The sequence below is a fragment of the Umezawaea sp. genome (assembly GCF_036375055.1).
In the GTDB taxonomy this organism is placed as follows: Bacteria; Actinomycetota; Actinomycetes; order Mycobacteriales; family Pseudonocardiaceae; genus Umezawaea.
Genome location: NZ_DASUSQ010000002.1, coordinates 19,419 through 42,812 on the forward strand (window position 1 = coordinate 19,419; position 23,394 = coordinate 42,812).

The 23,394-nt window shown below is 71.1% G+C and carries 17 protein-coding genes; 2 read left to right on the plus strand and 15 right to left on the minus strand.

The annotated features are described in order from the left end of the window. Positions 1 to 141: 141 nt before the first annotated feature. The 10 genes from VFZ92_RS00205 to VFZ92_RS00250 all read right to left on the minus strand — a co-directional run bounded on the left by VFZ92_RS00205 (position 142) and on the right by VFZ92_RS00250 (position 14,723). A complete protein-coding gene (locus VFZ92_RS00205) occupies positions 142 to 771 on the minus strand; it encodes a hypothetical protein (protein ID WP_330873563.1) in 630 nt (209 codons plus the stop codon). A 146-nt stretch (positions 772 to 917) separates the two neighbouring features. Then, a complete protein-coding gene (locus VFZ92_RS00210) occupies positions 918 to 1,415 on the minus strand; it encodes a hypothetical protein (RefSeq protein WP_330873564.1) in 498 nt (165 codons plus the stop codon). Positions 1,416 to 1,724: 309 nt separating this feature from the next. Further along, entirely contained in the window at positions 1,725 to 4,199 is a 2,475-nt protein-coding gene (gene pheT / locus VFZ92_RS00215; protein ID WP_330873565.1) for a phenylalanine--tRNA ligase subunit beta, read from the minus strand. A 3-nt stretch (positions 4,200 to 4,202) separates the two neighbouring features. After that, entirely contained in the window at positions 4,203 to 5,270 is a 1,068-nt protein-coding gene (gene pheS / locus VFZ92_RS00220) for a phenylalanine--tRNA ligase subunit alpha (RefSeq protein ID WP_330873566.1), read from the minus strand. Between the two features lie 191 nt (positions 5,271 to 5,461). Further along, positions 5,462 to 6,517: an acyl-CoA dehydrogenase family protein gene (locus VFZ92_RS00225; protein ID WP_330873567.1), complete on the minus strand. Its 1,056-nt coding sequence runs from the start codon at positions 6,515 to 6,517 to the stop codon at positions 5,462 to 5,464. Positions 6,518 to 6,534: 17 nt separating this feature from the next. Continuing rightward, positions 6,535 to 8,076 carry an aldehyde dehydrogenase family protein gene (locus VFZ92_RS00230; protein WP_330873568.1) on the minus strand — a complete coding sequence of 514 codons (1,542 nt, stop codon included), beginning with the start codon at positions 8,074 to 8,076 and terminating at the stop codon, positions 6,535 to 6,537. Between the two features lie 16 nt (positions 8,077 to 8,092). Beyond that, positions 8,093 to 9,016 carry a 2Fe-2S iron-sulfur cluster-binding protein gene (locus VFZ92_RS00235; RefSeq protein WP_330873569.1) on the minus strand — a complete coding sequence of 308 codons (924 nt, stop codon included), beginning with the start codon at positions 9,014 to 9,016 and terminating at the stop codon, positions 8,093 to 8,095. Next, positions 9,013 to 10,818 carry an NAD(P)H-dependent oxidoreductase subunit E gene (locus tag VFZ92_RS00240; protein ID WP_330873570.1) on the minus strand — a complete coding sequence of 602 codons (1,806 nt, stop codon included), beginning with the start codon at positions 10,816 to 10,818 and terminating at the stop codon, positions 9,013 to 9,015. Before VFZ92_RS00240 ends, VFZ92_RS00235 begins: the two co-directional genes overlap by 4 nt. A gap of 24 nt (positions 10,819 to 10,842) precedes the next feature. Next, the gene (locus VFZ92_RS00245; protein ID WP_330873571.1) at positions 10,843 to 12,798 is read right to left on the minus strand and encodes a molybdopterin oxidoreductase family protein; all 1,956 of its coding nucleotides are present in this window, start codon (positions 12,796 to 12,798) and stop codon (positions 10,843 to 10,845) included. 935 nt (positions 12,799 to 13,733) lie between these two features. Next, on the minus strand, positions 13,734 to 14,723 hold the full coding sequence (locus tag VFZ92_RS00250; RefSeq protein WP_330873572.1) for a 2-dehydropantoate 2-reductase: 990 nt from the start codon (positions 14,721 to 14,723) through the stop codon (positions 13,734 to 13,736). 224 nt (positions 14,724 to 14,947) lie between these two features. Between VFZ92_RS00250 and VFZ92_RS00255 the strand changes: the two genes are divergently transcribed. After that, positions 14,948 to 15,682 carry a GntR family transcriptional regulator gene (locus VFZ92_RS00255; RefSeq protein ID WP_330873573.1) on the plus strand — a complete coding sequence of 245 codons (735 nt, stop codon included), beginning with the start codon at positions 14,948 to 14,950 and terminating at the stop codon, positions 15,680 to 15,682. 220 nt (positions 15,683 to 15,902) lie between these two features. Continuing rightward, positions 15,903 to 16,088 carry a hypothetical protein gene (locus tag VFZ92_RS00260; RefSeq protein WP_330873574.1) on the plus strand — a complete coding sequence of 62 codons (186 nt, stop codon included), beginning with the start codon at positions 15,903 to 15,905 and terminating at the stop codon, positions 16,086 to 16,088. 805 nt (positions 16,089 to 16,893) lie between these two features. On the opposite strand, the gene VFZ92_RS00265 is transcribed toward VFZ92_RS00260, so the two are convergent. The 5 genes from VFZ92_RS00265 to frc all read right to left on the minus strand — a co-directional run bounded on the left by VFZ92_RS00265 (position 16,894) and on the right by frc (position 23,364). Further along, positions 16,894 to 17,871, minus strand: coding sequence for a TerC family protein (locus tag VFZ92_RS00265; RefSeq protein WP_330873575.1), 978 nt, complete (start codon positions 17,869 to 17,871; stop codon positions 16,894 to 16,896). 2 nt (positions 17,872 to 17,873) lie between these two features. Then, positions 17,874 to 18,392, minus strand: a complete 519-nt coding sequence (locus VFZ92_RS00270) for a hypothetical protein (RefSeq protein ID WP_330873576.1) — start codon at positions 18,390 to 18,392, stop codon at positions 17,874 to 17,876. A 10-nt stretch (positions 18,393 to 18,402) separates the two neighbouring features. Further along, a complete protein-coding gene (locus tag VFZ92_RS00275) occupies positions 18,403 to 19,809 on the minus strand; it encodes an Nramp family divalent metal transporter (protein WP_330873577.1) in 1,407 nt (468 codons plus the stop codon). Positions 19,810 to 19,968: 159 nt separating this feature from the next. Continuing rightward, positions 19,969 to 22,113, minus strand: a complete 2,145-nt coding sequence (locus tag VFZ92_RS00280; protein ID WP_330873578.1) for an acetate--CoA ligase family protein — start codon at positions 22,111 to 22,113, stop codon at positions 19,969 to 19,971. Positions 22,114 to 22,134: 21 nt separating this feature from the next. Further along, the gene (frc, locus tag VFZ92_RS00285; RefSeq protein ID WP_330873579.1) at positions 22,135 to 23,364 is read right to left on the minus strand and encodes a formyl-CoA transferase; all 1,230 of its coding nucleotides are present in this window, start codon (positions 23,362 to 23,364) and stop codon (positions 22,135 to 22,137) included. Positions 23,365 to 23,394: the final 30 nt, after the last annotated feature.

Consider the following 23,394-nt stretch of genomic DNA (forward strand, 5'->3'; position numbering starts at 1 on the left):
AACGTGCATACAGTCGACCAGTATTTGTATGCAGTAGTCATCATGCGATATTGCGAGCCTGGCACAGAGAACCGCAATGACCTGCCACTGCCGACGAGCAGCGTGCAGCAGCTCGGACTGAACACTGACCCGCGCGGCGAATTATGTCCGCAGTCTGTATGCAATCCGGTGCGTACTGCATACAGAAGACGTTGTGCGATCACGCTCGACCACCGTCACCGCAAGCACGTCCTCCCGCAGCTCCAACGTCGCCGTGAACCGCCAGAACTCGCCCCCCATGTCCAGCACCTCCGCGAGCACGGTCCCCCGCAACTCCCGATCCACGGCCACCAGCACCCCACCGTCGAACACGACCACCGTCCCGTCGCGCAGCACCACCGGAGCGGCGACCTGACCGTGCCGCAACGCACGACCGCGATCGAGCCCACCGTCGGGCAACAGCCGCACCACGGCGGAACGGGTCGGCTGCCGCCGATCGCACTCGACCACCCGAACCCCGTCACCGCCACCGTCGCCGTCGACCACGTAGTGGCCGTACGTACGCCACGTCGTCACCAGCGCACCGTCACGGTCGTGCAGCCAGGTGTCGAAGACGTCGTACCCCTCCAACCCCAGCAGGAACCGACCACCACCCACCGCCGCCCCACGCTCCCCGCGCAGCTCGGCGATCCGCTCCCCGGTGCGCAGGTCCAGCAGCAGCGCGGGTCCGAGCAGACCCCACGGGTGGTAGTCCAGCGAGTCGGTCAGCACCAGCACACGATCCGCACTCACGTGCGCCGCCCTGGGCCGGGCACCGCACTCGTGCCGCCACCCGTCACCGATCAGCACGGTCCCGTCGGCCTCGAACGCCCCCAAGGGCGCGGCACGACCACCGGAGACGGGAGCGGGAACCGGCTCAGCGGTCCAGCGGACCAAGCTCAACCCCTGGTCGCGTGACCGGAGTAGGTCAGCGGGAACACGAGGTCCTTGCACGACGCGGGCACGTCGTGCGCCACCTGCACGACCATCTCGACCTCGACCTCACCGGCCGGGGGGATCAGCACGGGCGTGTCCATCGCCGCGACGCTGAGCAGGCCGGACGGGCAGCCCTCGACCTTGTTCTTCGCCGAGTCGACCGGCTGACCGGGGATCGCGGACAGCTTCACCACGATGATGTCGACCGCGTTCGGGTTCGACAGCCTCACCTGCCGCACACCCTCGGTGCCGGGCGTCAGCTCCACGGCCGCGCCGGACACGTCGTCGATCTCGAACGGCTTGAGGTCCGACACCCCGGCCTCGCCCGCGCTCACGGAGTACGCCATGGCGGGCAACTCGGGATCCGGCCACGTCAGGTGCATGGCGGCGACGACGGCCGCCCCGACACCCAGAATGGTCGTGGCGACGGCGACTTCCATCCGCGGGCCCAAACTTCGCATGGCGCAACTCCACAGGCTGTTGCTCCAGGCGGTGGGTTCGCCGCTAGCTCCCTACCGGACCGGCGACCAACTCGCCCGGCAGTTCATCGCTTCGCCCCTCGGCCCAGCGGGCCGCCCGCCAATCTTGGAGAACTTTCAACTGAGACGCAAGGACCATTCATCTAAAGTGAGCCGGGTTCACTAGGGGCTTTGGACCCGCCGAGAGGCTCGCGCAGCGCGGTGATCAGGCAGTTCACCGATATTCCCCGCGACCGCGATTCACCCGGTCGGCCTAGCCAGACCGACCGGGTGACACGACCACCCACCACGCTAGCGCAGGGTTGCCCCGTACCGCTCGGCGAGCGACGCCACGGCCGCGTCCCGCGCCGCGGTGGCCTCCTCGACGGTCAGCGTGCGGTCCGGCGCGCGGAACCGCAGCGCGTACGCCAGCGACCGCTTGCCCTCGCCCACCTGCTCGCCCGTGTAGACGTCGAACAGCCGGATGTCCTCCAGGAGGTCCCCGCCGCCCGATTCGAGCACGGCGGCCACCTCGGCGGCGGGCACGGCCGCGTCCACGACGACCGCGACGTCGAGCAGCACCGGCGGGTACGCCGAGATGATCGGCGCGGGCCGGTTGTCGTTCAGCGGCAGCGCGTCCAGGTCCAGCTCCATCGCGACCGTGCGCTTGGGCAGCCCGAGCGCCTCGACCACCTTCGGGTGCAGCTCACCGGCGTGGCCGACGGGCCAGTCGCCGACGCGCAGCTCGGCGCAGCGGCCGGGGTGCCACGGGGCGAGGTCGGACGCGACCACGCGCAGCGTCACGCCGTACGCCTTGCCGACGAGCTTCGCGGCCTCGACCGCGTCCGCCCAGTCGGCCTGACGGCCCTTGCCCCACCAGCCCGCGTGCTCGCGGTGCCCGGCCAGCACGACGGCGACGTGCACCGGCTGCTGCGGCAGCGCCGCGAACATGGACGCCACCTGCGCGTCGGTCGGACGGGAGGCGACCCCGACCTCCGGCACCGGCACCTGCTGGGTGCGCGGCAGCGTGACCTGGGCGATGTTGAACAGCGCCACGTCCTTCTGGCCGCGCGCGAGGTTGCGCTGCACCGCGTCCAGCAGGCCGGGCAGCAGCGTGGTCGCGAGCGCGTGCTTCTCCGCTTCGAGCGGGTTCAGCACGCTGACCACGTTGCGGCGCGAGTCGTTCGGGCTCAGCCCGAACGTGTCGAACACCGCGGGCGAGATGAACGGGAACGGCAGCACCTCGGTGTAGCCGAACTCGGCCAGCGCGCGGGACACGGTGCGGCGGCGGCGCTGCTGCTCGGTCAGGCCACGGCCGGCCGGGGCGGGCGGCAGCGTGGACGGGATCGTCTCGAAGCCCTCCAGCCGCAGCACCTCCTCGACCAGGTCGGCGGGCTGCACGAGGTCCGCGCGCCACGTCGGCGGCGTAGCGGTGACCAGGGTCGCGCCGTCGTCGCCGGTGGAGACCTCGACCTGGCAGCCGATCTGGCCGAGCCTGCGCGCGGTCACGCCACGGGCGTAGCGCACACCCGCGACGCGGTCCGGCAGGTCGATCGGCATCGTGACCGGGCCGGGCAGCACGGGCGTGCCGACGTCGGTGCGACCGGGCTTGATCGAGCCGTCGCCGTAGTGGTGCAGCAGCCGCGCCGCGCGCTCCAGGGCGACCGGGGACAGCGCCGGGTCGACCGTGCGCTCGTACCGCTTCGCCGCCTCGCTGGGCAGCTTGTGGCGGCGCACGGTGCGGGCGATGGTCGCGGGGTCCCAGATGGCGGCTTCCAGCAGGATGTCGCCGGTCTTGTCGCCGACCTCGGTCGAGGCGCCGCCCATGACACCGGCCATGGAGATGACGCCGCTGTCGTCGGCGATGACGATGTCGTCCGCGTCGAGCACGCGCACGGTGTCGTCGAGCGTGGTGAGCTTCTCGCCCGCCTTCGCGCGCCGCACGACCAGGCCGCCGCGGACCTTCGACGCGTCGAACGCGTGCAGCGGGTGCCCGAGTTCGATCATCACGTAGTTGGTCACGTCGACCGGCAGCGAGATCGAGCGGATGCCCGCGAGCATCAGCCTGCGGCGCATCCACCACGGCGTCGGCGCCGTCGGGTCGACCCCGCTGATCTGGCGCGCGACGAACCGGGAGCACCCGGCGCCGTCCTCGACGTGGACGGGCCACACCTCGCCCTCGGCCTCGGGGACCTCGGCCACGGCCGGGTCGCCGAACGCCACGTCGAACGCGCAGGCGATCTCGCGGGCCAGGCCGCGCACCGAGAAGGCGTAGCCGCGGTCGGGCGTGGGCGTGATCTCCAGGACGGTGTCCTCCAGGCCGAGCAGCTCCACCGCGCTGTCACCGGGCTGGGCGGTGCCGCTGGGCAGCACGAGGATGCCCGAGTGGTCGTCGCCGAGGCCCAGTTCCGAGGCGGAGCAGATCATGCCGTCGCTGGTGTGGCCGTAGGTCTTGCGCGCGGAGATCGTGAAGTCGCCGGGCAGCACCGCGCCGGGCAGCGCCACGACGACCGTGTCGCCCTCGACGAAGTTCGTGGCACCGCAGACGATGCCGTTGACCTGGTCGGGTCCGACCTCGACCTGGCAGTAGCGGATCGGCTTCTTGAACTCCGTGAGCTCGGTGATCTCGACGACCCGCGCGGCGACGATCGGACCGGTGACGGGCCCGAGCGGGCGCACGTCGTCGATCTCCATGCCGATCCGGATGAAGGCGTCGGCCAGCTCCTCGGGCGTGGGCACCTCGGAGAACTCGAGGTGCTCGGTCAACCAGCTAACCGGAATACGCACCGGTCAGGCCTCCGTTCCGAAGGGCAGCGTGAAGCGGACATCGCCCTCGACCATGTCGCGCATGTCGGGAAGGCCGTTGCGGAACTGCAGCGTGCGTTCGAGGCCCATGCCGAAGGCGAACCCGGAGTAGACGTCCGGGTCGACGCCGGTGGCGCGCAGGACGTTGGGGTTGACCATGCCGCAGCCGCCCCACTCGACCCAGCCCGCGCCGCCCTTCTTCTCCGGGAACCACACGTCCACCTCGGCGGACGGCTCGGTGAACGGGAAGAAGTGCGGGCGCAGCCGCGTCTTCGAGCCCTCGCCGAACATGGCGCGCGCGAACGCGTCCAGGGTGCCCTTGAGGTGCGCCATGGTGAGGCCCTTGTCGATGGCGAGGCCCTCGACCTGGTGGAACACCGGCGTGTGCGTGGAGTCCAGCTCGTCCGTGCGGAACGTGCGGCCGGGGCACACCACGTAGATCGGCGGCGTGCGCTCCAGCATCGTGCGGGCCTGCACCGGCGAGGTGTGCGTGCGCAGCACCAGGCCCGAGTCGGCGGGCGCGACGTAGAACGTGTCCGACATCGTGCGCGCCGGGTGGTCCTTGCCGAAGTTCAGCGCGTCGAAGTTGAACCACTCGGTGTCGAGCTCGGGGCCTTCGGCGACCTCGTAGCCCATGGCCACGAAGACGTCGGCCACGCGCTCGGCGAGCGTGGTGATCGGGTGGCGGGCGCCGCGCGGCGTCCGGTCCCACGGCAGCGTGACGTCGACGGTCTCCTCGCGGAGCACGTGCTCGTCCCGCTCGGTCTGCAGCACGGCGAGGCGTTCCTCGAACGCCTTCTTCACGGCGGCCTGGGCGACGTTGACCCGCTTGCCCGCCTCGGCCTTCGCCTTGGGCGGCAGCGCGCCGATCTCGCGGCGCGCGAGCAGCACGGGCGACCGGTCGCCGACGTGCGCGGGCTTCAGCGCGGCGAGGGCGTCGAGGTCGGCCGCGGCGGCGAACGCCTCCTGGGCCTTCTGCACGGCCGCGTCGAGGGCCTCCGGCGCGAGCGCCGCGACCTCCTTGGGGTCGTACGGGTCGTTTGCTCCGGACATGAGTGGTGGACAGCTCCCGTTGGGCACGTCGCGGATAGGCGGAATCGACTCCACCACCCGACACGCGGCGGAGCAGGCCGATAGTAGGCGATCGGCCGAACCGACTTCTCCCGCGTGCCGTTCGTGCGCCCAGCGGGCGTTCTGCGACGTCAGCGGAACGGGTGACGGCCGTCACCGGCACCGGGCCGCGCTCAGGCGTTGCCCCACGGTCCGCGGGCGACGAGGTCCAGCGCCGACTCGGCGGTGGGCTCGACCGCCGTGGTCGCCCGCGCGTCGCGGAAACGCCGCTCCACGCCCAGGTCACGGCGGAACGCGGCGTCGCCGCACAGCTTCATGGCGAGGTCCGTCACGGTGAGCACGGCGTCGGCGGCGGCGAGGGTGAGCTGGCAGACCTTGCGCCGGGCGCGGTCGGGTTCCCAGCCGTGCGCGGCCACTGCGTCGTCGTGCAGGACGCGGACGGCGTCGGTGCGCAGGCGCATCCGCGCGAGGTCGGCCGTCCGGTCCCCCCGGTGCTCCAGGGTGGCGGCGAGGGCGCCCTCCATCAGGCCGAGCGCGACGGAGGAGCCGAGCAGCGCGAACCACGGCAGGGCGTCGTGCAGCACGGTGTCCAGGCCGGCGCCGTCCTCGCCGAGTCGGCAGCTCGCGGGGACGCGGACGGGGTCGGCCCAGACCGTGGTGGCCGCGCCGCCGCGCAGGCCGATGCCGTCGTGGGAGGCGGGGACGAGCAGGTCGGGGGCCTGGCCGGAGACGAGCCAGAGGGTGGTCGTGCCCCCGGCGGCGACGGGTGGGGAGGACCAGACGTAGCTGTCGGCCTCGCCCGCGGAGACCACCCACGTCTTGCGGTCGTGCAGGGAGACGACGTCGCCGCTCCGGCGGGCGGTGCCGGTCGGGGTGAGCGGGTCGCCCGCCTGGAAGACGGCGAGCGTGCTGAGGTGCCCGCCCGCGGCGACCTCGGTGCGGAGGCCGCGGTCGCCGTGGCGGTTGAGCACGGCGACCGCGGCGAAGTGCGAGCGCAGCACGGTCGCCGTGCCGCCGCAGTGGCGGGCGACCTCCTCGACGACGCGGCTCGCCTCGGCCAGCCCCTGACCGCCGCCGCCCAGGCCGCGCGGGACGGTCATGCCGAGGATCCCGGCGCGGCCGAACGCCTCCACGGCCGCGCGCGGGAACCGGTGGAGCCGGTCGGTCCCGACCGCGGCGGGGGCGACGACGGTCCTGGTGATCCGGGTGAGGTCGGAGCGGAGCGACATCGTCCTCCCCTTCGGGGTCAGGTCGGCGGGTAGAGCGAGTAGGACGGGAAGTTGCCGTACAGGCGCTCGCCGGGCGGTCCCTCGGTGACGGCGTGCACCAGCAGCGCGCCGCCGACGAACGCGCCGCGCCACGACGCGCCCCTGCCGCCGAAGACCTCGTCGCGGTCGCCGCGCGACCGGGGCTCGTTGACGCCGACCTTGAACGCCTGGAGGTCGGCGGCCAGCCTCCGGGCCGTGGCCTGGTCGTCGCACGCCAGCGTGGCCACGAGGGCACCGTTGCTCGCGTTCATCGCAGACAGCATTTCGGCTTCTGTATCCACGAGGACGATCGTGTCGACGGGTCCGAACGGCTCGGCGTGGTGCAGGGGTGAGGAGCGCGGCGGCGAGAGGATCGCGGTCGGCGGCAGGTAGGCCGCGGTCTGCTGGCCGGGCAGGAACCGGCCGTCGTCGAGCGAGCCCCGGTAGAGCGGGACGCCGCCCATCCGGACGGCCTCGTCCACCACGTCGGCCAGTTCCTTGGCCTTCGCGTCGGTGATCAGCGGACCGAAGTCGAGGTCGGGCAGCGGGTCGTCCGGGTGCTCGACGGCCAGCGGGTGGCCGAACGCGACCCCGCGGACGGCGGGCAGGTAGACGGCGAGGAAGCGGTCGAACAGCTCCCGCTGCACGACGTAGCGCGGGTAGGCCGTGCAGCGCTGCTTGGCGTAGTCGAACGCCTTGCGGATCTGCGGGCCGAGGCTGTCCCAGTCGCCGAACTCCCAGATGCCCCAGCAGTTCAGGCCCTCCTGCTCCAGCACGTGCCGCTTGTCGGAGTCGACCAGGCTCGCGACGATCTCGCCGCCGACCCCTCGCCCGCCGACGAACGAGAGGCAGCCGATGTCCGGCGAGCCGACCAGCACCGGCGACAGCTCGCCGCCGCCTCCGCTGACCAGGGTGAGCGGCAGGCCGTGGCGGGCGGCCAGCGCGGTCGCCAGCGTCAGGCAGCTCACGCCGCCGTCGGTCGGGGCCTTGGCGATGACCGCGTTGCCCGCGAGGGCCTGCACCAGCACCGCGTGGACCAGGACGCTCATCGGGTAGTTCCAGCTCGCGATGTTGCTGACCGGCCCGCCCAGCGGCGCGCGGCCCTCCAGCATTCGGTCGATCTCCTCGACGTACCAGCGAACTCCCTCGACGCAGCGGTCGACGTCGGCGGTCGCGAGCCGCCACGGCTTGCCGATCTCCCACACCAGCAGCAGCGCCAGCAGGTCGCGGTTGGCCTGGAGGTCGTCCAGCGCGGCCGTGACGCGGGCCTTCCGCTCGGCGAGGGGGACTTCGGCCCACGCGCGGTGGTCGTCGACCGCGGCGGCGACGGCGGCTCGGGCGCTGCCCGCGTCCAGCCTGGGCGGACCGGCGATGGCGCTGCCGTCGACCGGGGTCGTCGCCGGACCGGGGACCCCCTCGCGGCGCCAGCGTCCGCCGTAGAAGTTGAGGAGGCGGTCGTCGTGGAACGCCTCCGGGGCGATCTCGACGCAGCGGGCGTACAGCTCGCGCCACGACGTCCCGGGCTTGAGGATCAAGGACATGCGCGGACCTCCCGGTCTAGCGGTTCTGCACGTGCTGCCAGCCGAAGCGACCCTTGATGCAGAGGTTCCCGTGGGTCACCGAACTGTCGTGCGGTGACGTGACCTTGACGATCTCGTTGTCCTGCACGTGGAGGGTGAGGTTGCAGCCGACGCCGCAGAACGTGCAGATGGTCGTGGTCTCGGTCTGCCGCTCCTCGTCCCACGTGCCGTTCTCGCGCCGGTCGTGCTCGGCCTTGAAGCTCAGCGCGCCCGTGGGGCACACCTCGACGCAGTTGCCGCAGTACACGCAGGCGCTGTCCGGCAACGGGTTCGCGAACTCCGTGGAGATCCGCGCGTCGAACCCGCGACCCGCGACCGTGATGGCGAAGGAGTTCTGCCACTGGTCACCGCACGCGTCGACGCACTTGTAGCAGAGGATGCACTTGCCGTAGTCCCGAACGTAGAGCTCGTTGTCGACCTTGACCGGCTGGCGGACGGTCGCCGCCGTCATCCCGTCGGGGATCTCGTGCTCGCCCGGCTGCCGGTGGTCGCGGTCGTCGCTCGGCGGCGCGGGCGGCCCGAACCGCTCGGGCTCGGCGCCGGTTTCCTCCAGCCAGCCCCGGACCTCCGGCGTGGTGGACAGGTCGGTCGCCGACGCCAGCAGCTCCAGCACGACCTTGCGGCTGGTCCTCGTGCGGTCGGTGTCGGTGCGCACGACCATGCCGGGCTCCACCTTGCGCGAGCACGACGGCACGAGCGTCCGCGAGCCCTCGACCTCCACCACGCAGACGCGGCAGGCGTTCGCGGGCTGGAGGGTGTCGCCGTAGCAGAGCGTGGGGATCGACTTCCCGGCCGCCGTGCAGGCGTCCAGGATCGTGGCGTCCTCAGGCACTCGCACGGGTTCGCCGTCCAGCTCGAACTCGACGAGCCTGCGCGGCAACCCGATGTCGATGGCGGTCATGCGCGGTTTCCCCTCTCCAGCGGCTGTTGCAGGGCACCGAGGCGGTCGATGGCCGACTCGATCGCGTTCCACGCCGTCTGGCCGAGCCCGCAGATGGACGAGTCGCGCATGACCTGGCCGACCTCCCGCAGCACCAGCAGGTCGTCGCCGCCGGTGCTGAGCTTCTTGCCGCCGACGACCCGGTGCAGCGCCTCCTCCTGCCGCACGGTGCCGATGCGGCACGGCACGCACTGCCCGCACGACTCGTCGCGGAAGAACGCGGCGATGCGCAGCAGGAACCCGCCCAGGTCGGCGGAGTCGTCCAGCACCAGCACCACCCCCGAGCCGAGCGTGGTGCCCGCGGCGCGCGCGTCCTCCATCGTGAGCTTGAGGTCCAGCTCGTCGGGCCGGACGAACCCGCCCGCCGCGCCGCCGAGCAGGACCGCCCGCAGCTCCCGGCCCTCCGGCACCCCGCCCGCGAGTTCCAGGAGTTCACCGAGGGTCGCGCCGAACGGGACCTCGTAGACGCCCGGCCGCCGAACGTTGCCCGACAGGCAGAACAGCTTCGACCCGGTCGAACCCTCCGTGCCGATCCGGGCGTAGGCCTCGCAGCCCTCCGTGAGGATCAGCGGGACGTTGACGAGCGTCTCCACGTTGTTGACCACGGTCGGCCTGCCGAACAGGCCCTGCTCCACCGGGAACGGCGGCTTGCTGCGGGGTTCGCCGCGGAAGCCCTCGATGGAGTTGAAGATCGCTGTTTCCTCGCCGCAGATGTACGCGCCCGCGCCGCGCCTGATCTCGATGTCGAACGAGAACCCCTGGTGCCCCATGACGTCGTCGCCGAGGAAACCGCGTTCGCGGGCCTTCGCGATGGCGTTCTCCAGCAGGTGCAGCGCCCTCGGGTACTCGCCCCGCAGGTACAGGTAGCCCTTCGCGCAGCCCGTGGCGAACGCCGTGATGGTCATCGCCTCGACCAGCGCGAACGGGTCGCCCTCGATCAGCACGCGGTCCTTGAACGTGCCGGGTTCGCTCTCGTCGGCGTTGCACACCAGGTAGTGCGGGCGGACGGGCTGCCGGGCCGTGGCGTCCCACTTGCGGCCGGTCGGGAACGCGGCGCCGCCGCGGCCCATCAGCTTCGAGTCCGCGACCTCGCGGATCACACCGACCGGGCCGAGCAGCAGCGCGTTGCGCAGCCCCGAGTACCCGCCGGTGGCGCGGTAGTCGTCCAGGCTGGTCGGGTCGACGACCCCGATCCGCTTGAGCAGCCGCAGATTCCCGTCCCCGTGCTGGGGCACGCGCACCGGCGGCTCACCGTCCACGGTGGAGGGACCACGGGTCGCGACCTCCACCAGCGCCGCCGGTTCGACCGGGGCCAGCAGTTCCTCGGCCGCGGTCTCGCCCGCCTGGAACACCAGCGCGGCGGGCGCCCGCTCGCACACCCCGAGGCACGGGGCGCGCAGCCACGTGACGTCACCGGTCTTGCCGCTCGCCCGGCCGAACGCGTCGGTGAGCGCGTCGGTCAGCCCCTCCGCGCCGTTGACCCGGCAGGCCAGGTCGACGCAGGCGTGCACGACCCTCTTCGGCCGTTCCACCAGGGAGAACAGCGAGTAGAAGCTCGCCACGCCGTACGCGTCGGCGGGCGGCACCCCCAGCCTCCGGCAGATGTGGTTGAGCGCGCCCTGGCTGATCCAGCCGACCCGGTCGTTGACCGCGTGCAGCGCGGGCAGCAGCAGGTCGCGCGTCGGCGGCCGACCCGCGACCGCCGCGTCCACGGCGGTCCGCTCGTCGTCGGTGGGCGTGAAGCTGAGGAACTGAAGGTCCACGGTGACTCCTCACCTCGGGCTGGCTCAGACGGGCACGACGGTGAACCGGTCGTCCTCGGTGATCCCCGGCGGCAGCTTCTCCACCCGGATCGCGGACGCCTTGTACTCGGCGGTGCCCGCGATCGGGCAGGTCGCCTCGATGGTGATCGAGTTGACGTCGATCTCGTCCGGGAAGTGGAAAGTCATGAACGCCAGCCCCGGCCTGAGCCCGTCGTCGATCCGGACGGGCGCGACGATCGCGCCGCGCCGCGAGGAGATCCGCACCAGCTCGTCCTCGCGCACGCCGAGCCGTTCGGCGTCCTCCCGGCACAGGTCCAGGGTTTCCCCGCGCCGCAGCGGCGACTCGAAGCCGCCCGACTGCACGCCGGTGTTGTAGGAGTCCAGGCGCCTGCCCGTGGTGAGCCGCAGCGGGAACTCCTCGGAGAGGAGGTCGACCGGCGGGCTGTGGTCCAGCACCGAGAACGGCGCGGGCCGCCCGCGCTCGGCCGGGTCGTCCTCCCACAGCCGCCCGTGCAGGAAGCTCGGTTCGAGGGTGTCCTCGCTGTAGCAGGGCCACTGGATCCCACCGAGGTCCGCGAGCCGCTGGTAGGTCATGCCCGCGTGCATCGGCGAGAGCTGCCGCAGCTCGTCCCACACCTGCTCGGCACCGCTGTAGTCCCACTCCTCGTGGCCGAGCCTGCGGGCCAGGTCGCACAGGATCGCGATGTCGTCCCGCGCGCCCTCGGGCGGGTCCAGCGCCTTGCGCACGCGCTGGACGCGGCGCTCGCTGTTGGTGAACGTGCCGTCGCTCTCGCACCAGGCCGCCGACGCGGGCAGCACGACGTCCGCGAGCTGCGCGGTCTTGGTGAGGAAGATGTCCTGCACCACCACGTGGTCGAGGTTCGACAGCCGCTTGCGCGTGTGCTCGGAGTCCGCTTCGGACTGCACCGGGTTCTCGCCGATGATGTAGACGCAGGTCATGTCCCCGCGCTCCATCGCCTCCAGCATCTGCGTCAGGTTCTGCCCCTTGTACGGCGGGATCTTCGAGCCCCACAGCGCGTCGTACTTGGCCCGGACGTCGGGGCTGAGGACGTCCTGGAACCCCGGCAGCCGGTCCGGGATCGCCCCCATGTCACCGCCGCCCTGCACGTTGTTCTGCCCGCGCAACGGGTTCAGCCCCGCGCCGTAGCGGCCGACGTGGCCGCAGAGCAGGGCCAGGTTGATCAACGCCAGCACGTTGTTCGTCCCGTTGTGGTGCTCGGTGATGCCGAGCGTCCACGACATCTGGCCGCGGTCGGCGCGGGCGTAGGCGTGGGCCAGTTCCCGGATCTGCTCCCGGGGAACCCCGGTCACCTCCTCGGCGACCTCCAGCGTCCACGGCTCCACCGACGCCTTGAACTCGGCGAACCCCTCCGTGGCCCGCTCGATGAACGCCTCGTTCGCCAGCCCCGAGTGGATGATCTCCCGCGCCACCGCGTGGGCCAGCGGGATGTCCGTGCCGACGTGGAGCTGGAGCCACCGGTGGCCCCACTTGGCGGTGCTCGTCCTCCTCGGGTCGACCACGAACAGCTTGGCGCCCTTGTGGACCGCCTTCAGCACGTGCTGGAAGAAGATCGGGTGCGCTTCCCGCGCGTTGGACCCCCACAGCACGACCACGTCGGCGTCCTCGATCTCCCGGTACGACGACGTGCCCCCGCCGCTGTCGAACACGCGGGCCAGACCGGCGACGCTCGGCGCGTGGCAGGTGCGGTTGCAGGAGTCCACGTTGTTCGTCCCGATGACGGCGCGGGTGAACTTCTGGGCCACGTAGTTCATCTCGTTCGTGGCCCGCGCGCACGAGAACATCCCGAACGCGTCCGGACCCTTCGCCGCGACGTTCCGCCGGAACCCCTCCGCCGCCCTGGTCAGCGCTTCGTCCCAGGTGGCGGGCCGGAGGACGCCGTTCTCCCGCACCAACGGCTCAACCAGCCGCACGTACGGCTCGCTCTTCCCGCGCTTCATCGCAGACCTCCCGCGCACGTCGCTGATCGTCGACTGTATGCAACATACGTTATTCGAGTGATCGCGTGAAGGGAAGAGGCGAACCCGGTGAGGGCGCAAGGGCCGCCTTGGGAACGCTCACCCGGACCAACGACGGCTCACGGGACGGGACGCACAGGCCCACCACCGCACGCCACATGCACGAACCAGTCGACACAACCGACCGAACCTCAACGAACCAGCACCACCGACCCGCGTCACACAGCGAGCCCGACAGCACCGCCAGCCCTCACCGCTGAAGGCCGGGCGGCTCAGTCACGGCAGACCACCGCCGACGCCCGGCCGAACCGCCGCCACCGCCCGGTTGACACGCCTCACCGGAGCCCGTCCCGCCACTCGACCGACCCATCGAGTTCCCGCCCTGGACGCGGCCGCCGGCCCCACAGCGAAGACCGGGCGGTGCCGCCACCGTGCGACTCACCGCACCCGGTCCCACAACCCAGCCGAATCCCCGCGAACAACCCGGCCCCGGATACGTGCCGCCGAGCCCCACCCGCAGCAAGAACCCAGACGTCTCCACCGCCCGTTTCCACAACTCGCCGGAGTCCGTCCCACCACCCGACCGAACCCGCACGAACGACCCGCTCCGAACACAGCCCGCCGGACCCACCAGCCGCGGAAGACCAAGCGGTGCCATCACCCGTTCCGACGACCCATCAAAACCCACCCCACCACCCGACCCGCTCCGAACACGGCCCGTCAAACCCACCCACCGCAGGACCAAGCGGTGCCATCACCCGTTCCGGCGACCCACCAGAGCCCCCGCGTCACCCGACCCGCCCCACACGACCAGCCTGCCCCGCCTCCACCCCTGGGCACGGCCAGACCCGCTCGCCTCAGCCAATCCGCACCGTCCCGAGCCCGCCCGCCACACCGCGCGACGGGCGGGCACCCGGTCACGCGGTCGGGACGGTGGCCGCCGTGGTGCGGTTGAGGAGGTCGATCGCCGCGTACACGTTGCGCAGCGCGGGCGCGGGAATCCTGGTCAGGTCGGCTATCTCGACCACCGCGCCGATGATCGCGTCGATCTCCAGGGTCTTGCCCGCCTCCAGGTCCTGCAACATCGACGTCTTGTGGTGACCGACGCGGCGCGCGCCGTCGATGCGCTTCTCGATGGACATCTCGGGGCTGCTGCCCGCGGCGCGGGCGATGGCGACGGTTTCGGCCATCATCGTGGCGACCAGCTCGCGGGTGTCCTGGTGGGCGCAGATCTCGGCCATCGTGGCCCTGGTGAGGGCGCTGAGCGGGTTGAACGCGACGTTGCCCATGAGCTTGATCCAGATGTCGTCGCGCAGGTTGGGCTCGACGGGGCACTTGAGCCCGCCCGCGACCATGGCCTCGCTGAGCGCCCGGCAGCGCTCGGACACCCCGCCCGCCGGTTCACCGATGGAGAAGCGGGTGCCCTCCAGGTGGCGGATGACGCCGGGCGCCTCGATCTCGGTGGAGCAGTAGACGACGCAGCCGATGGCCCGACGCGTGTCGAGCACCGCGCTGACGGCTCCGCCGGGATCGACGGCCTCGATGCGGCGGTTCTCCAGCGGATGCCCCGCCAGACCGTGGAAGTACCACCACGGGATGCCGTTCTGCGCGGCGACCACCGCGGTGTCCGGCCCCAGCAGCGGCGCGAGCAGCGGCCCCGCCGACGCGTAGCCGTGCGCCTTCAGACCGAGGAAGACGTAGTCGACCTCGCCGACGACTCCGGGATCGTCGGTGGCGTGCGGGTGTGCGGTGAAGTCCCCGCGAGGACTCAGCACCCGCACACCGTGCGCCTTGAGCGCGGCGAGGTGCGGCCCCCTGGCCACCAGGTGGACCTCTGCTCCAGCGCGATGCAGGGCTGCGCCCACATAGGCGCCGATCGCTCCTGCCCCGAGAACGGCGACTCTCATGTCCTGCCTCGTCTCATCTCCGATTGATTGTATACAGTATACCGATTTGTCGATAACGGGATAGGCCGAAGAAAGTGCATACGAAACGCGATCGAGTGATTACACAGAGTCCGACATCGACGACAATTGACCTGTTGGGCACCAACGTGACGTACCGCACTCTGAACTTTGCATACAACAACCTGTATGCTGAAACCATTCACCCAACGAGCGAGGAGGTGGCCATGAACCAGCCGACACCGTTCCCCGGCGACGTGACCACCGGACGCCGCGGTTCGCGGGCCGCGTTGAGCGGCGCCGCGGCCAAGCGCGTGGAACGACCGGCCCCGCTCCGCCAGGCGGTGTACGAGGCGCTGATCGACCTGATCGTGAACCGCACCCTCCAGCCGGGCCAGCACCTGGTCGAGGTGGAGCTGGCCGAGTACCTCGGGGTCAGCAGGCAGCCGGTGCGCGAAGCGCTCCAGCGCCTCCAGACCGAGGGCTGGGTCGACCTGCGGCCCGCGCAGGGCGCGTTCGTGCACATGCCGACCGAGGAGGAGGCGGACCAGCTGCTCAGCGTCCGCGCCGTCCTCGAAACGCACTCGGCCCGCCTCGCGGCGGAACGCGCCGAGGAGGCCGACGTCGACCACCTCTGGGAACTCCAGGCCAGGGGCCAGGCCGCCGTCGAGGCCAACGACGTCGACGGCATGGTGGCCGCGAACGCCGCCCTGCACGCCTTCATCACCAAGCTGTCCGGCAACACCGTGCTCGCCGAGATGATCGGCATGGTCGACCGCCGCGTGCGGTGGTACTACACGCCGATCGCGGGCAGGCGCGGCGCGGACTCCTGGATCGAGCACGCCGACCTGATCCGGGCCATCTCCGCGAAGGACGTCGACCGCGCGGGCACGATCATGACCCAGCACACCGACCGGACCCGGCAGGCCTACCACGACCGGCCTCGGGGCGATCGGGCGTAGGAGCAGCGTCACCAGCACCCACCTCCACCAGAGGGCGGTGATGGTGACCACCACCGCCCATATTGCATACGAAAGCCTGTATTCTGAATCCATCAGGGCAGGGTCAACGTCGCCCCAGGAGCCCTCACCCGGCGCGCACGGCCCGGACGGGTCATCGTCGACGGGAGAACGCACACCCGAATCCAACCGTCCACTGTGGACGAGAAGTGAGGAGAAGGTCATGGGAAACTGGTTCACCGAGGCACTTCGCCGTCCGCGCGGGTTCTCCGCCGACGGCCGCACCCTCGGCCTGGGGCTGGCCACCGCCATGGAGGAGCAGCGCCGCAAGGACGAGTCCGTCACCGACGTCGAGGACTACCTGCGCCGGACCGCCGCGAAGGACCAGGGCAGCTCGGCGATGCACTGAAGCCGGTTCCCCGCGGCGGCACCGCCTCGCTGAGGACCGGATTCAGGACAACGGACGCAGAACACCGGGGTCCAGGACGCCGAGATCCGGAACAACGAGGTCCACGACGAGCCGCGTACCGGAAAGCGGCACCGCCCCCGCACCGGGTGAGGCGCGGAGGCTGAACCGCACGTCCGATCCGCGCCGAGTGCGACGCGCGAGCGGACCCGAACGACCGGCGGCGAACCGGCCGGGGGACACGACTACCGGAGCACACGACCGGACGCGAGCCAGCCGGGTGGAGCAGGTGCGGCGGACCACACGCACGGCCGGTGGAGCGCGACAGCCGGAACGCGAGTCCTGCCGCGAACCGACCGGATGGAGCGAGCGTGGCGTCCGACCCCACGACGTCCGGCCGCGAACCAGCCAGACGGAGCACGACAACCGAACCGCCGTCCGCCCACGAACCGATGGAACGTGACGGCCAGACCACGAACCGGCCGGAGCGCGAACCGGCCAGACCACGAACGGCCGGAGCGCGAACCGGCCGGAGCGCAACGACCTGACTGAGCGCCCGACACCGCTTCCGCACCGCGAGCGGCACGAACGACCCACCACACCGGCCAAGCCGGGAAGCCCGCACCGGCCAAAGCGGGACGCCCACACCGGCCGGGGCGGGACGCAGGAGCAGGACCCCACGTCCGACACCCCACGCCGGACGAACCGCACGCCCAGCAGCGAACCCCGCTGGGACGTGCCAGCGGAACAGCACGTCCGAAGGCGGGCCGGCCGGGTGGTGGGGCGGGGGGCACCACCCGGCCGCCCGTCACCCCACCTCGGCCTCCGCCTCCCGCGTCACCGCCGCCGCCCGGCGTCGGGTCCCGACGAGGCTCGCGATCGTGGTGATCAGCAGGGTCACCACGATCACGCCGAGGGACAGCGCGATCGGCACCTCGGGCGCCCACGGCACCCCGTGGTGGTGCAGCGCCTCGAAGATCAGCTTGAAGCCGATGAACGCGAGCACGAACGCCAGCCCCTTGCTCAGGTAGACGAGCCGGTCCAGCAGTCCTCCCACGAGGAAGAACAGCTGGCGCAGCCCCATGAGGGCGAACGCGTTGGCCGTGAACACCAGGTACGGCTCCCTCGTGAGCCCGAAGATCGCCGGGATCGAGTCGACGGCGAACAGCAGGTCCGTGGTGCCGACCGCGACCATCACGATCAGCATCGGCGTGACGACCCGCCGTCCGTTCACGCGGGCGGTGATCGCCGCGCCGTGGTAGCCGTCCGAGGTCGGCACCACCCGGCGAACCGCCCGCAGGGCCGCGTTCTCGGCGAACTCCTCCTCGGCCTCCTCCTGCCGCAGCAGCTTCCACGCCGTGAACACCAGGAACGCGCCGAAGACGTAGAAGAGCCAGTCGAACCGGGAGATCGCGCTCGCTCCCGCCACGATGAACACCGCCCGCAGCGCGAGCGCCAGCACGATGCCGACGAGCAGCACCTTCTGCCGGTACTCGCGCGGCACGGCGAACCTGGACATGATCAGCACGAACACGAACAGGTTGTCGACGCTGAGCGAGTACTCCGTGATCCACCCCGCGAAGAACTCGCCGCCGTACCGGCCGCCCGCGAACAGCGTGACCCCGAGGCCGAACACGACGGCCAGGGACACGTAGCCGAGCACCCACAGCACGGATTCGCGGAACGAGGGGTCGCGCGGGTTCCGCGCCACGAGCCAGAAGTCGAACCCGATCACGGCGGCGAACCCGCCGATGGTCGCCAGCCACACCCAGGTGTGCAGGTCCATGCTCACGCCCTCCCAGCGCGGGACCGCCTGCGCTCACGGGCTTCCGCGAGCGACGCGGCGTGCTCGACGTACCGCTGGAACAACCGGTCCGCGGCCGGGTTGCCCGCCCGCACGCGGCGCAGCCAGCCGGGCGCGATCCGCTCGTGCAGCCAGAGGAAGCCGATGGCCCAGCCGACGCTCACCATCGCCTGGTACGCCAGGAACCCCGGCAGGTCCGGCGGCCACGCGGGGGCACCGCCGAGGACGAGCCCGGACAGCACCTCGTGCGCCAGCCGCGCGAGCGGGAAGCCCGCGAACCAGAACAGCGCGGCGGGCGCGAAGACCCCGATCCTGATCCTGCCCGACCCGACCAGCAGGCCGTAGACCCCGCCGAGCAGGGCGAGCGGCACGCCGAGGGTCAGCGCGGTCACCATCGCCCAGCCCGGTGGCTGCCCCACCACCAGCGCCAGACCGCCCGCCACGAAGCCCGCCGTCATGCCGACGACCGCACCGGGCACGGCCAACTCACCGAGTCGCCTCACAGCGGTCACCTCACCCCACCACGACGCCGAACTTGACCAGGCTGAAGATGAGCATCCCCAGGTAGAACACCGCGCCGAACCCGATGATCAGGTTCGTGACGAGCCCAGGGCGGATGGGTTTCGGCAGCATCCTGTTGTTCACCAGCAGCAGCACGACGCAGTACGCGCCCATGGCGAACGTCGACAGGAACGCGAGCACGTCGAGGATCGCGCCGGGTCCGTCGGCCGGGCCCCACAGCAGGATCGCGATGCCGAACAGGATGACGCCCCACAGGAACCCGGCGTAGAGCTTGGAGACGCCGAACCTCTTGGCTCCGGGCACGAAGTGGTAGGCCATGTCCGACTGGCCGCGGGAGAACGAGTCGAACAGGCCGAGCGTGGCGTTGAGGCCGATCAGCGCGATGAACCCGAGGAACACGCCGCCGAGCACCGACCCGCCCGCCGAGGCGAACGCGTCGGACATGGCGTTGAGCGCCGCCTCGCGCTCACCGGACTCGATGAGCCCCTTCACGTCCGGGCTCTGCCGCGACGCGGCCTGCGCCAGCACGGTGAAGGAGATCGTGACGAGCATCGTGATGCCCCAGAACAGCAGCAGCGCGTCGAACGTGACCCAGCGCCGCCAGCCCTTCCACTTCTCCATCTCGTCCGCGTCGGAGGTGTCGAACATGAAGCCGCGGGACGGCATCTCCTCCTCTTCGCCCGCGTGCCGCAGGCCGCGCACCTTCGGGATGTGCGCGCCCATGCCGGCACCGCTGTCGCGCAGGTGCAGCGTGTACCACATCTGCTGCATGCCGGACGGGCCCGCGAACGCGATCGAGCCGACGATGATCGGGAACCACGCGGGCGACATCGCCTGCTCGGGGAAGTAGCCGAAGTGGAACATGCCGGTGATGGTGGAGACGACGTCGGACCACTGGCCGACCATCGCCGCCACGACCGAGGTGCTCACGACGAGCAGCCCGATCAGCATGGCCAGCACGTTCTCCAGCAGCGGGTAGATGACCCTGGCCATGCTGAAGAGGATCCCGACGAGCACCAGGCCCACGCAGGCGGAGACCACCCAGGGGATACCGGTGATCCTCTCCAGCGCGGCGGCGCCTGCCGAGAGGTGGCCGGGCCAGATGTAGACGAGGATCGCGACCACGAAGAAGAACCACATGATCGGCTTGAACACGCGTGCGGCGCCGAAGAAGATGCTCTCCCCGGTGGCCATGGCGTAGCGGGCCATCTCCAGCATCACGACCGCCTGGAGCGTGACGCCGATGAGGAACAGCCACCGGATCTCGGGCCCGAACAGCAGCACGAGTCGGGGCCACATGTACGACTCCCCCATGCCGACACCGAGCGCGACGAGGAAGACGGTCGGGCCTAGCAGGTGGATGGAGGGTGGTGCGTCGGGCAGCTTGCGGATGGGCATCGGTTCCAGTCGCCCCGCTGGCCACACCCGCTCGACCGAGGGCGGAGGGGTGGCTCCGCTCTCGGACGAGCTGGTGGCCGGGGCTTTCGACGAGTCCACGGTTGGGCCTCCCACGGGAGTTGGGTTCTCGACTGACCTCCTGGGCAGCGGTGGTCGGCGCTAGAGCAGCCGGGCGGACCGCGCCCAGCGGTACTTCGCGCCGAGGACCGCGACCGGCTTCTCGGTGGTGTACGGGTACGCGACGACGCCGTGGGAGTACAGGTGGTCGCTGGCCTCCTCGACCTCGACGTCCCCGGACAGCGAGGCCACGACGGGCTTGTCGATGCCGTTGCTCCGGTACTCCTCCACCACTTCCACCACGAGCTTCGCGAACACCATCGGCGGTGTGACGATCGTGTGCCAGTACCCCAGCACCAGGGCGTGGACGCGCTCGTCCGCCAACCCGAGCGCGATCGTGTTGCGGTAGGTCGACGGCGGCTCGCCGCCGGTGATGTCGACCGGGTTGCCCGCCGCGCCGAACGGCGGGATGAACTTCCGGAACGCCGCGTCCAGGTCGTCCGGGATCCCCATGAGCGTCAGGCCGTTGTCGACGCAGGCGTCCGACAGCAGCACGCCGGAGCCGCCCGCGCCGGTGATGATGACGACGTTCTCGCCCTTGGGGGTGGGCAGCAGCGGGATGCCGCGCGCGTACTCCAGCATGTCGTTGAGGCCCGGCGCCCGGATGACGCCGCTCTGCCGCAGGACGTCGTCGTACACGCGGTCGTTGCCCGCCAACGCCCCGGTGTGCGAGCTGGCGGCCCTGGCGCCCTGCGCGGTGCGCCCGGCCTTCAGCACCACGACGGGCTTCTTCTCCGACACGCGCTTGGCGGTCTCGGCGAAGGAGCGGCCGTCCTTGAGGTCCTCCAGGTGCATCGCGATGAGCTGGGTGTTGGGGTCGGACTCGAAGAACGTCAGCAGGTCGTCCTCGTCGATGTCCGCCTTGTTGCCCACGCCCACGATCGACGACACCCCCATGCCCGCGGACCGGCTGAAGCCGAGGATGGCCATGCCGATGCCGCCGCTCTGGGACGTGAGCGCCACACCGCCCTTGACGTCGTAGGGCGTGCAGAACGTCGCCGACAGGTTCTCGGGCGTGTAGTAGTAGCCGTAGATGTTCGGGCCCAGGATGCGGGTGCCGTGCTTGCGGGCGATGGCCACGACCTCGTCCTGGAGCTCGTGGTTGCCGGTCTCGCCGAAGCCGGACGGGATGAGGATCGCTCCCGCCACCCCCTTGGCACCGACCTCCTCCAGGGCCTGCGGCACGAACTTGGCCGGGATGGCGAACACCGCGACGTCGATGTCGCCGGGCACGTCGGCGATGCTCTTGAACGCCTTGCGGTCCAGGATCTCGGTCGCCTTGGGGTTGATCGGGTAGATCTCCCCCTGGTAGCCGCCGTTCACCAGGTTCTTCATCACCGAGTTGCCGATCTTGCCCTCTTCCGCCGACGCGCCGATGACGGCGACGGCGGACGGCCGCATGATGCGGTTCATCGAGGTCAGGATCTCGTCCTGGGTGAAGCGGTGCGGCACCTCCGCCGCGGTCGCGTCGACCAGGATGCGCACGTCGACCGCGGTCGCGCCGGTCGGCGTGGCGAGGACGGGGTTCAGGTCGACCTCGGCGAGCTGCGGGAAGTCCGTGACGAGGTCGGACACCCTGCTGATCAGGTCGGCGAGGGCTTCCCGGTCCACGCCGGGGTTCCCGCGCACGCCGCGCAGGACCTCCGCGGCGCCGATGCCGTCGACCATCGAGGCGGCCGTCGCGACGTCGGTCGGCGCGAGCCGGAACGTCACGTCCTTGAGCACCTCGACCAGGATGCCGCCGAGGCCGAACGCGACGATCTTGCCGAACGTCTCGTCGGTGACCGCGCCGACGATGACCTCCTGGCCCTCGGTCAGCATCTGCTGCACCTGCACGCCGACGATCTTCGCGTTCGGCTGGTGGGACCGGGCGCTGTCGACGATCGTGCGGAAGCCCTCGGCGACCTGCTTCGCCGTCTTCAGGCCGACCAGCACGCCGCCCGCCTCGGTCTTGTGCAGGATGTCCGGTGAGACGATCTTGAGGACGACGGGGAAGCCGATCTCCTCGGCCATCGCGACGGCCATCTCCGAGGAGACCGCGAGCCCCTCCTCGGGCGTGGTGATCCCGTAGGCGTCGCAGACCCTCTTGCCCTCGGGCGCGGTCAGCGAGTCGCGGCCGTCCGCGCTCACCGCCCTGAGCACGTCCTCGACCGCCGCGCGGTCGTAACCCGTTGCTGTGTCAGGCATGTCCGGCTGTCTCCTCGGGTATCAGATGACGCCTGCGGTGCGGAGCTCGCCGAGCTGCTCGGGGCTGTAGCCCAGCGCGCCCAGCACTTCGTCGTTGTGCTCGCCGAGCAGCGGCGAGGTCTCGATGTCGACCGGGGAGTCCGACAGCTTGATCGGGCAGCCGACGGTCTTGAACGAGCCGCGCTGCGGGTGCGGCACCTCGACGACGGCGCCGATCGCGGCGAGGGTGTCGTCCTCGATCAGCTCCTTGGTGGACAGGATCGGTCCGCACGGCACGTTGTGGGCGTTGAGCTGGTCCATCACCTCCCACTTGGTGTGCTTGAGCGTCCAGTCCTCGATGAGCGCGAACGCCTTGTCCAGTTTGGACAGACGTGCCTCCGGGGTCGCCCACTCCGGGTCGTTCGCCAGCTCGGGTTTGCCGATCAGCTCGGTGATGGGCTTCCAGCCGACCGGCTGGATGATCACGTAGATGTAGTCGTTCGGCCCGCCGGGCGCGCACCGCACGGCCCAGCCGGGCTGGCCGCCGCCGGAGGCGTTGCCGGAGCGCGGCACGTCCTCGCCGAACGACTCGTTGGGGTACTCGCCCAGCGGCCCGTGGGCCAGGCGCTGCTGGTCGCGCAGCTTGACCCGGCACAGGTTCAGCACCGCGTCCTGCATGGCGACCTGCACGCGCTGGCCGCGGCCGGTGGACGTGCGCTGGTAGAGCGCGGCGAGGATGCCCGCCACCAGGTGGACGCCGGTGCCGGAGTCGCCGATCTGCGCGCCAGTCGCGGTCGGCGGGCCCTCCTCGAAGCCGGTGGTGCTCATCGAGCCGCCCATGGCCTGCGCGATGACCTCGTAGGCCTTGAAGTCGGCGTAGCGGCCGGGGCCGAACCCCTTGATGGAGGCGTAGACCAGGCCGGGGTTCAGCTCGGAGAGCCGTTCCCAGGGGAACCCGAAGCGGTCGACCACGCCGGGGCCGAAGTTCTCCACCAGCACGTCGGTGTTCTCGACCAGCTTCGTGAACACCTCCTTGCCCTGCTCGCTCTTCATGTTCAGCGTGATGCTGCGCTTGTTGGCGTTGAGCATCGTGAAGTAGAGGCTGTCCACGCCGGGGATGTCCCGGAGCTGGCCGCGGGTGATGTCACCGCGGCCGGGCGTCTCCAGCTTCACCACGTCGGCGCCGAGCCACGCGAGGAGCTGCGTGGACGACGGTCCTGATTGGACGTGCGTCATGTCGAGGACGCGGACGCCCTCCAGTGCCTTTCCCATGGGGAAGTCCTCCCGCTAGAGGGGCGCGCG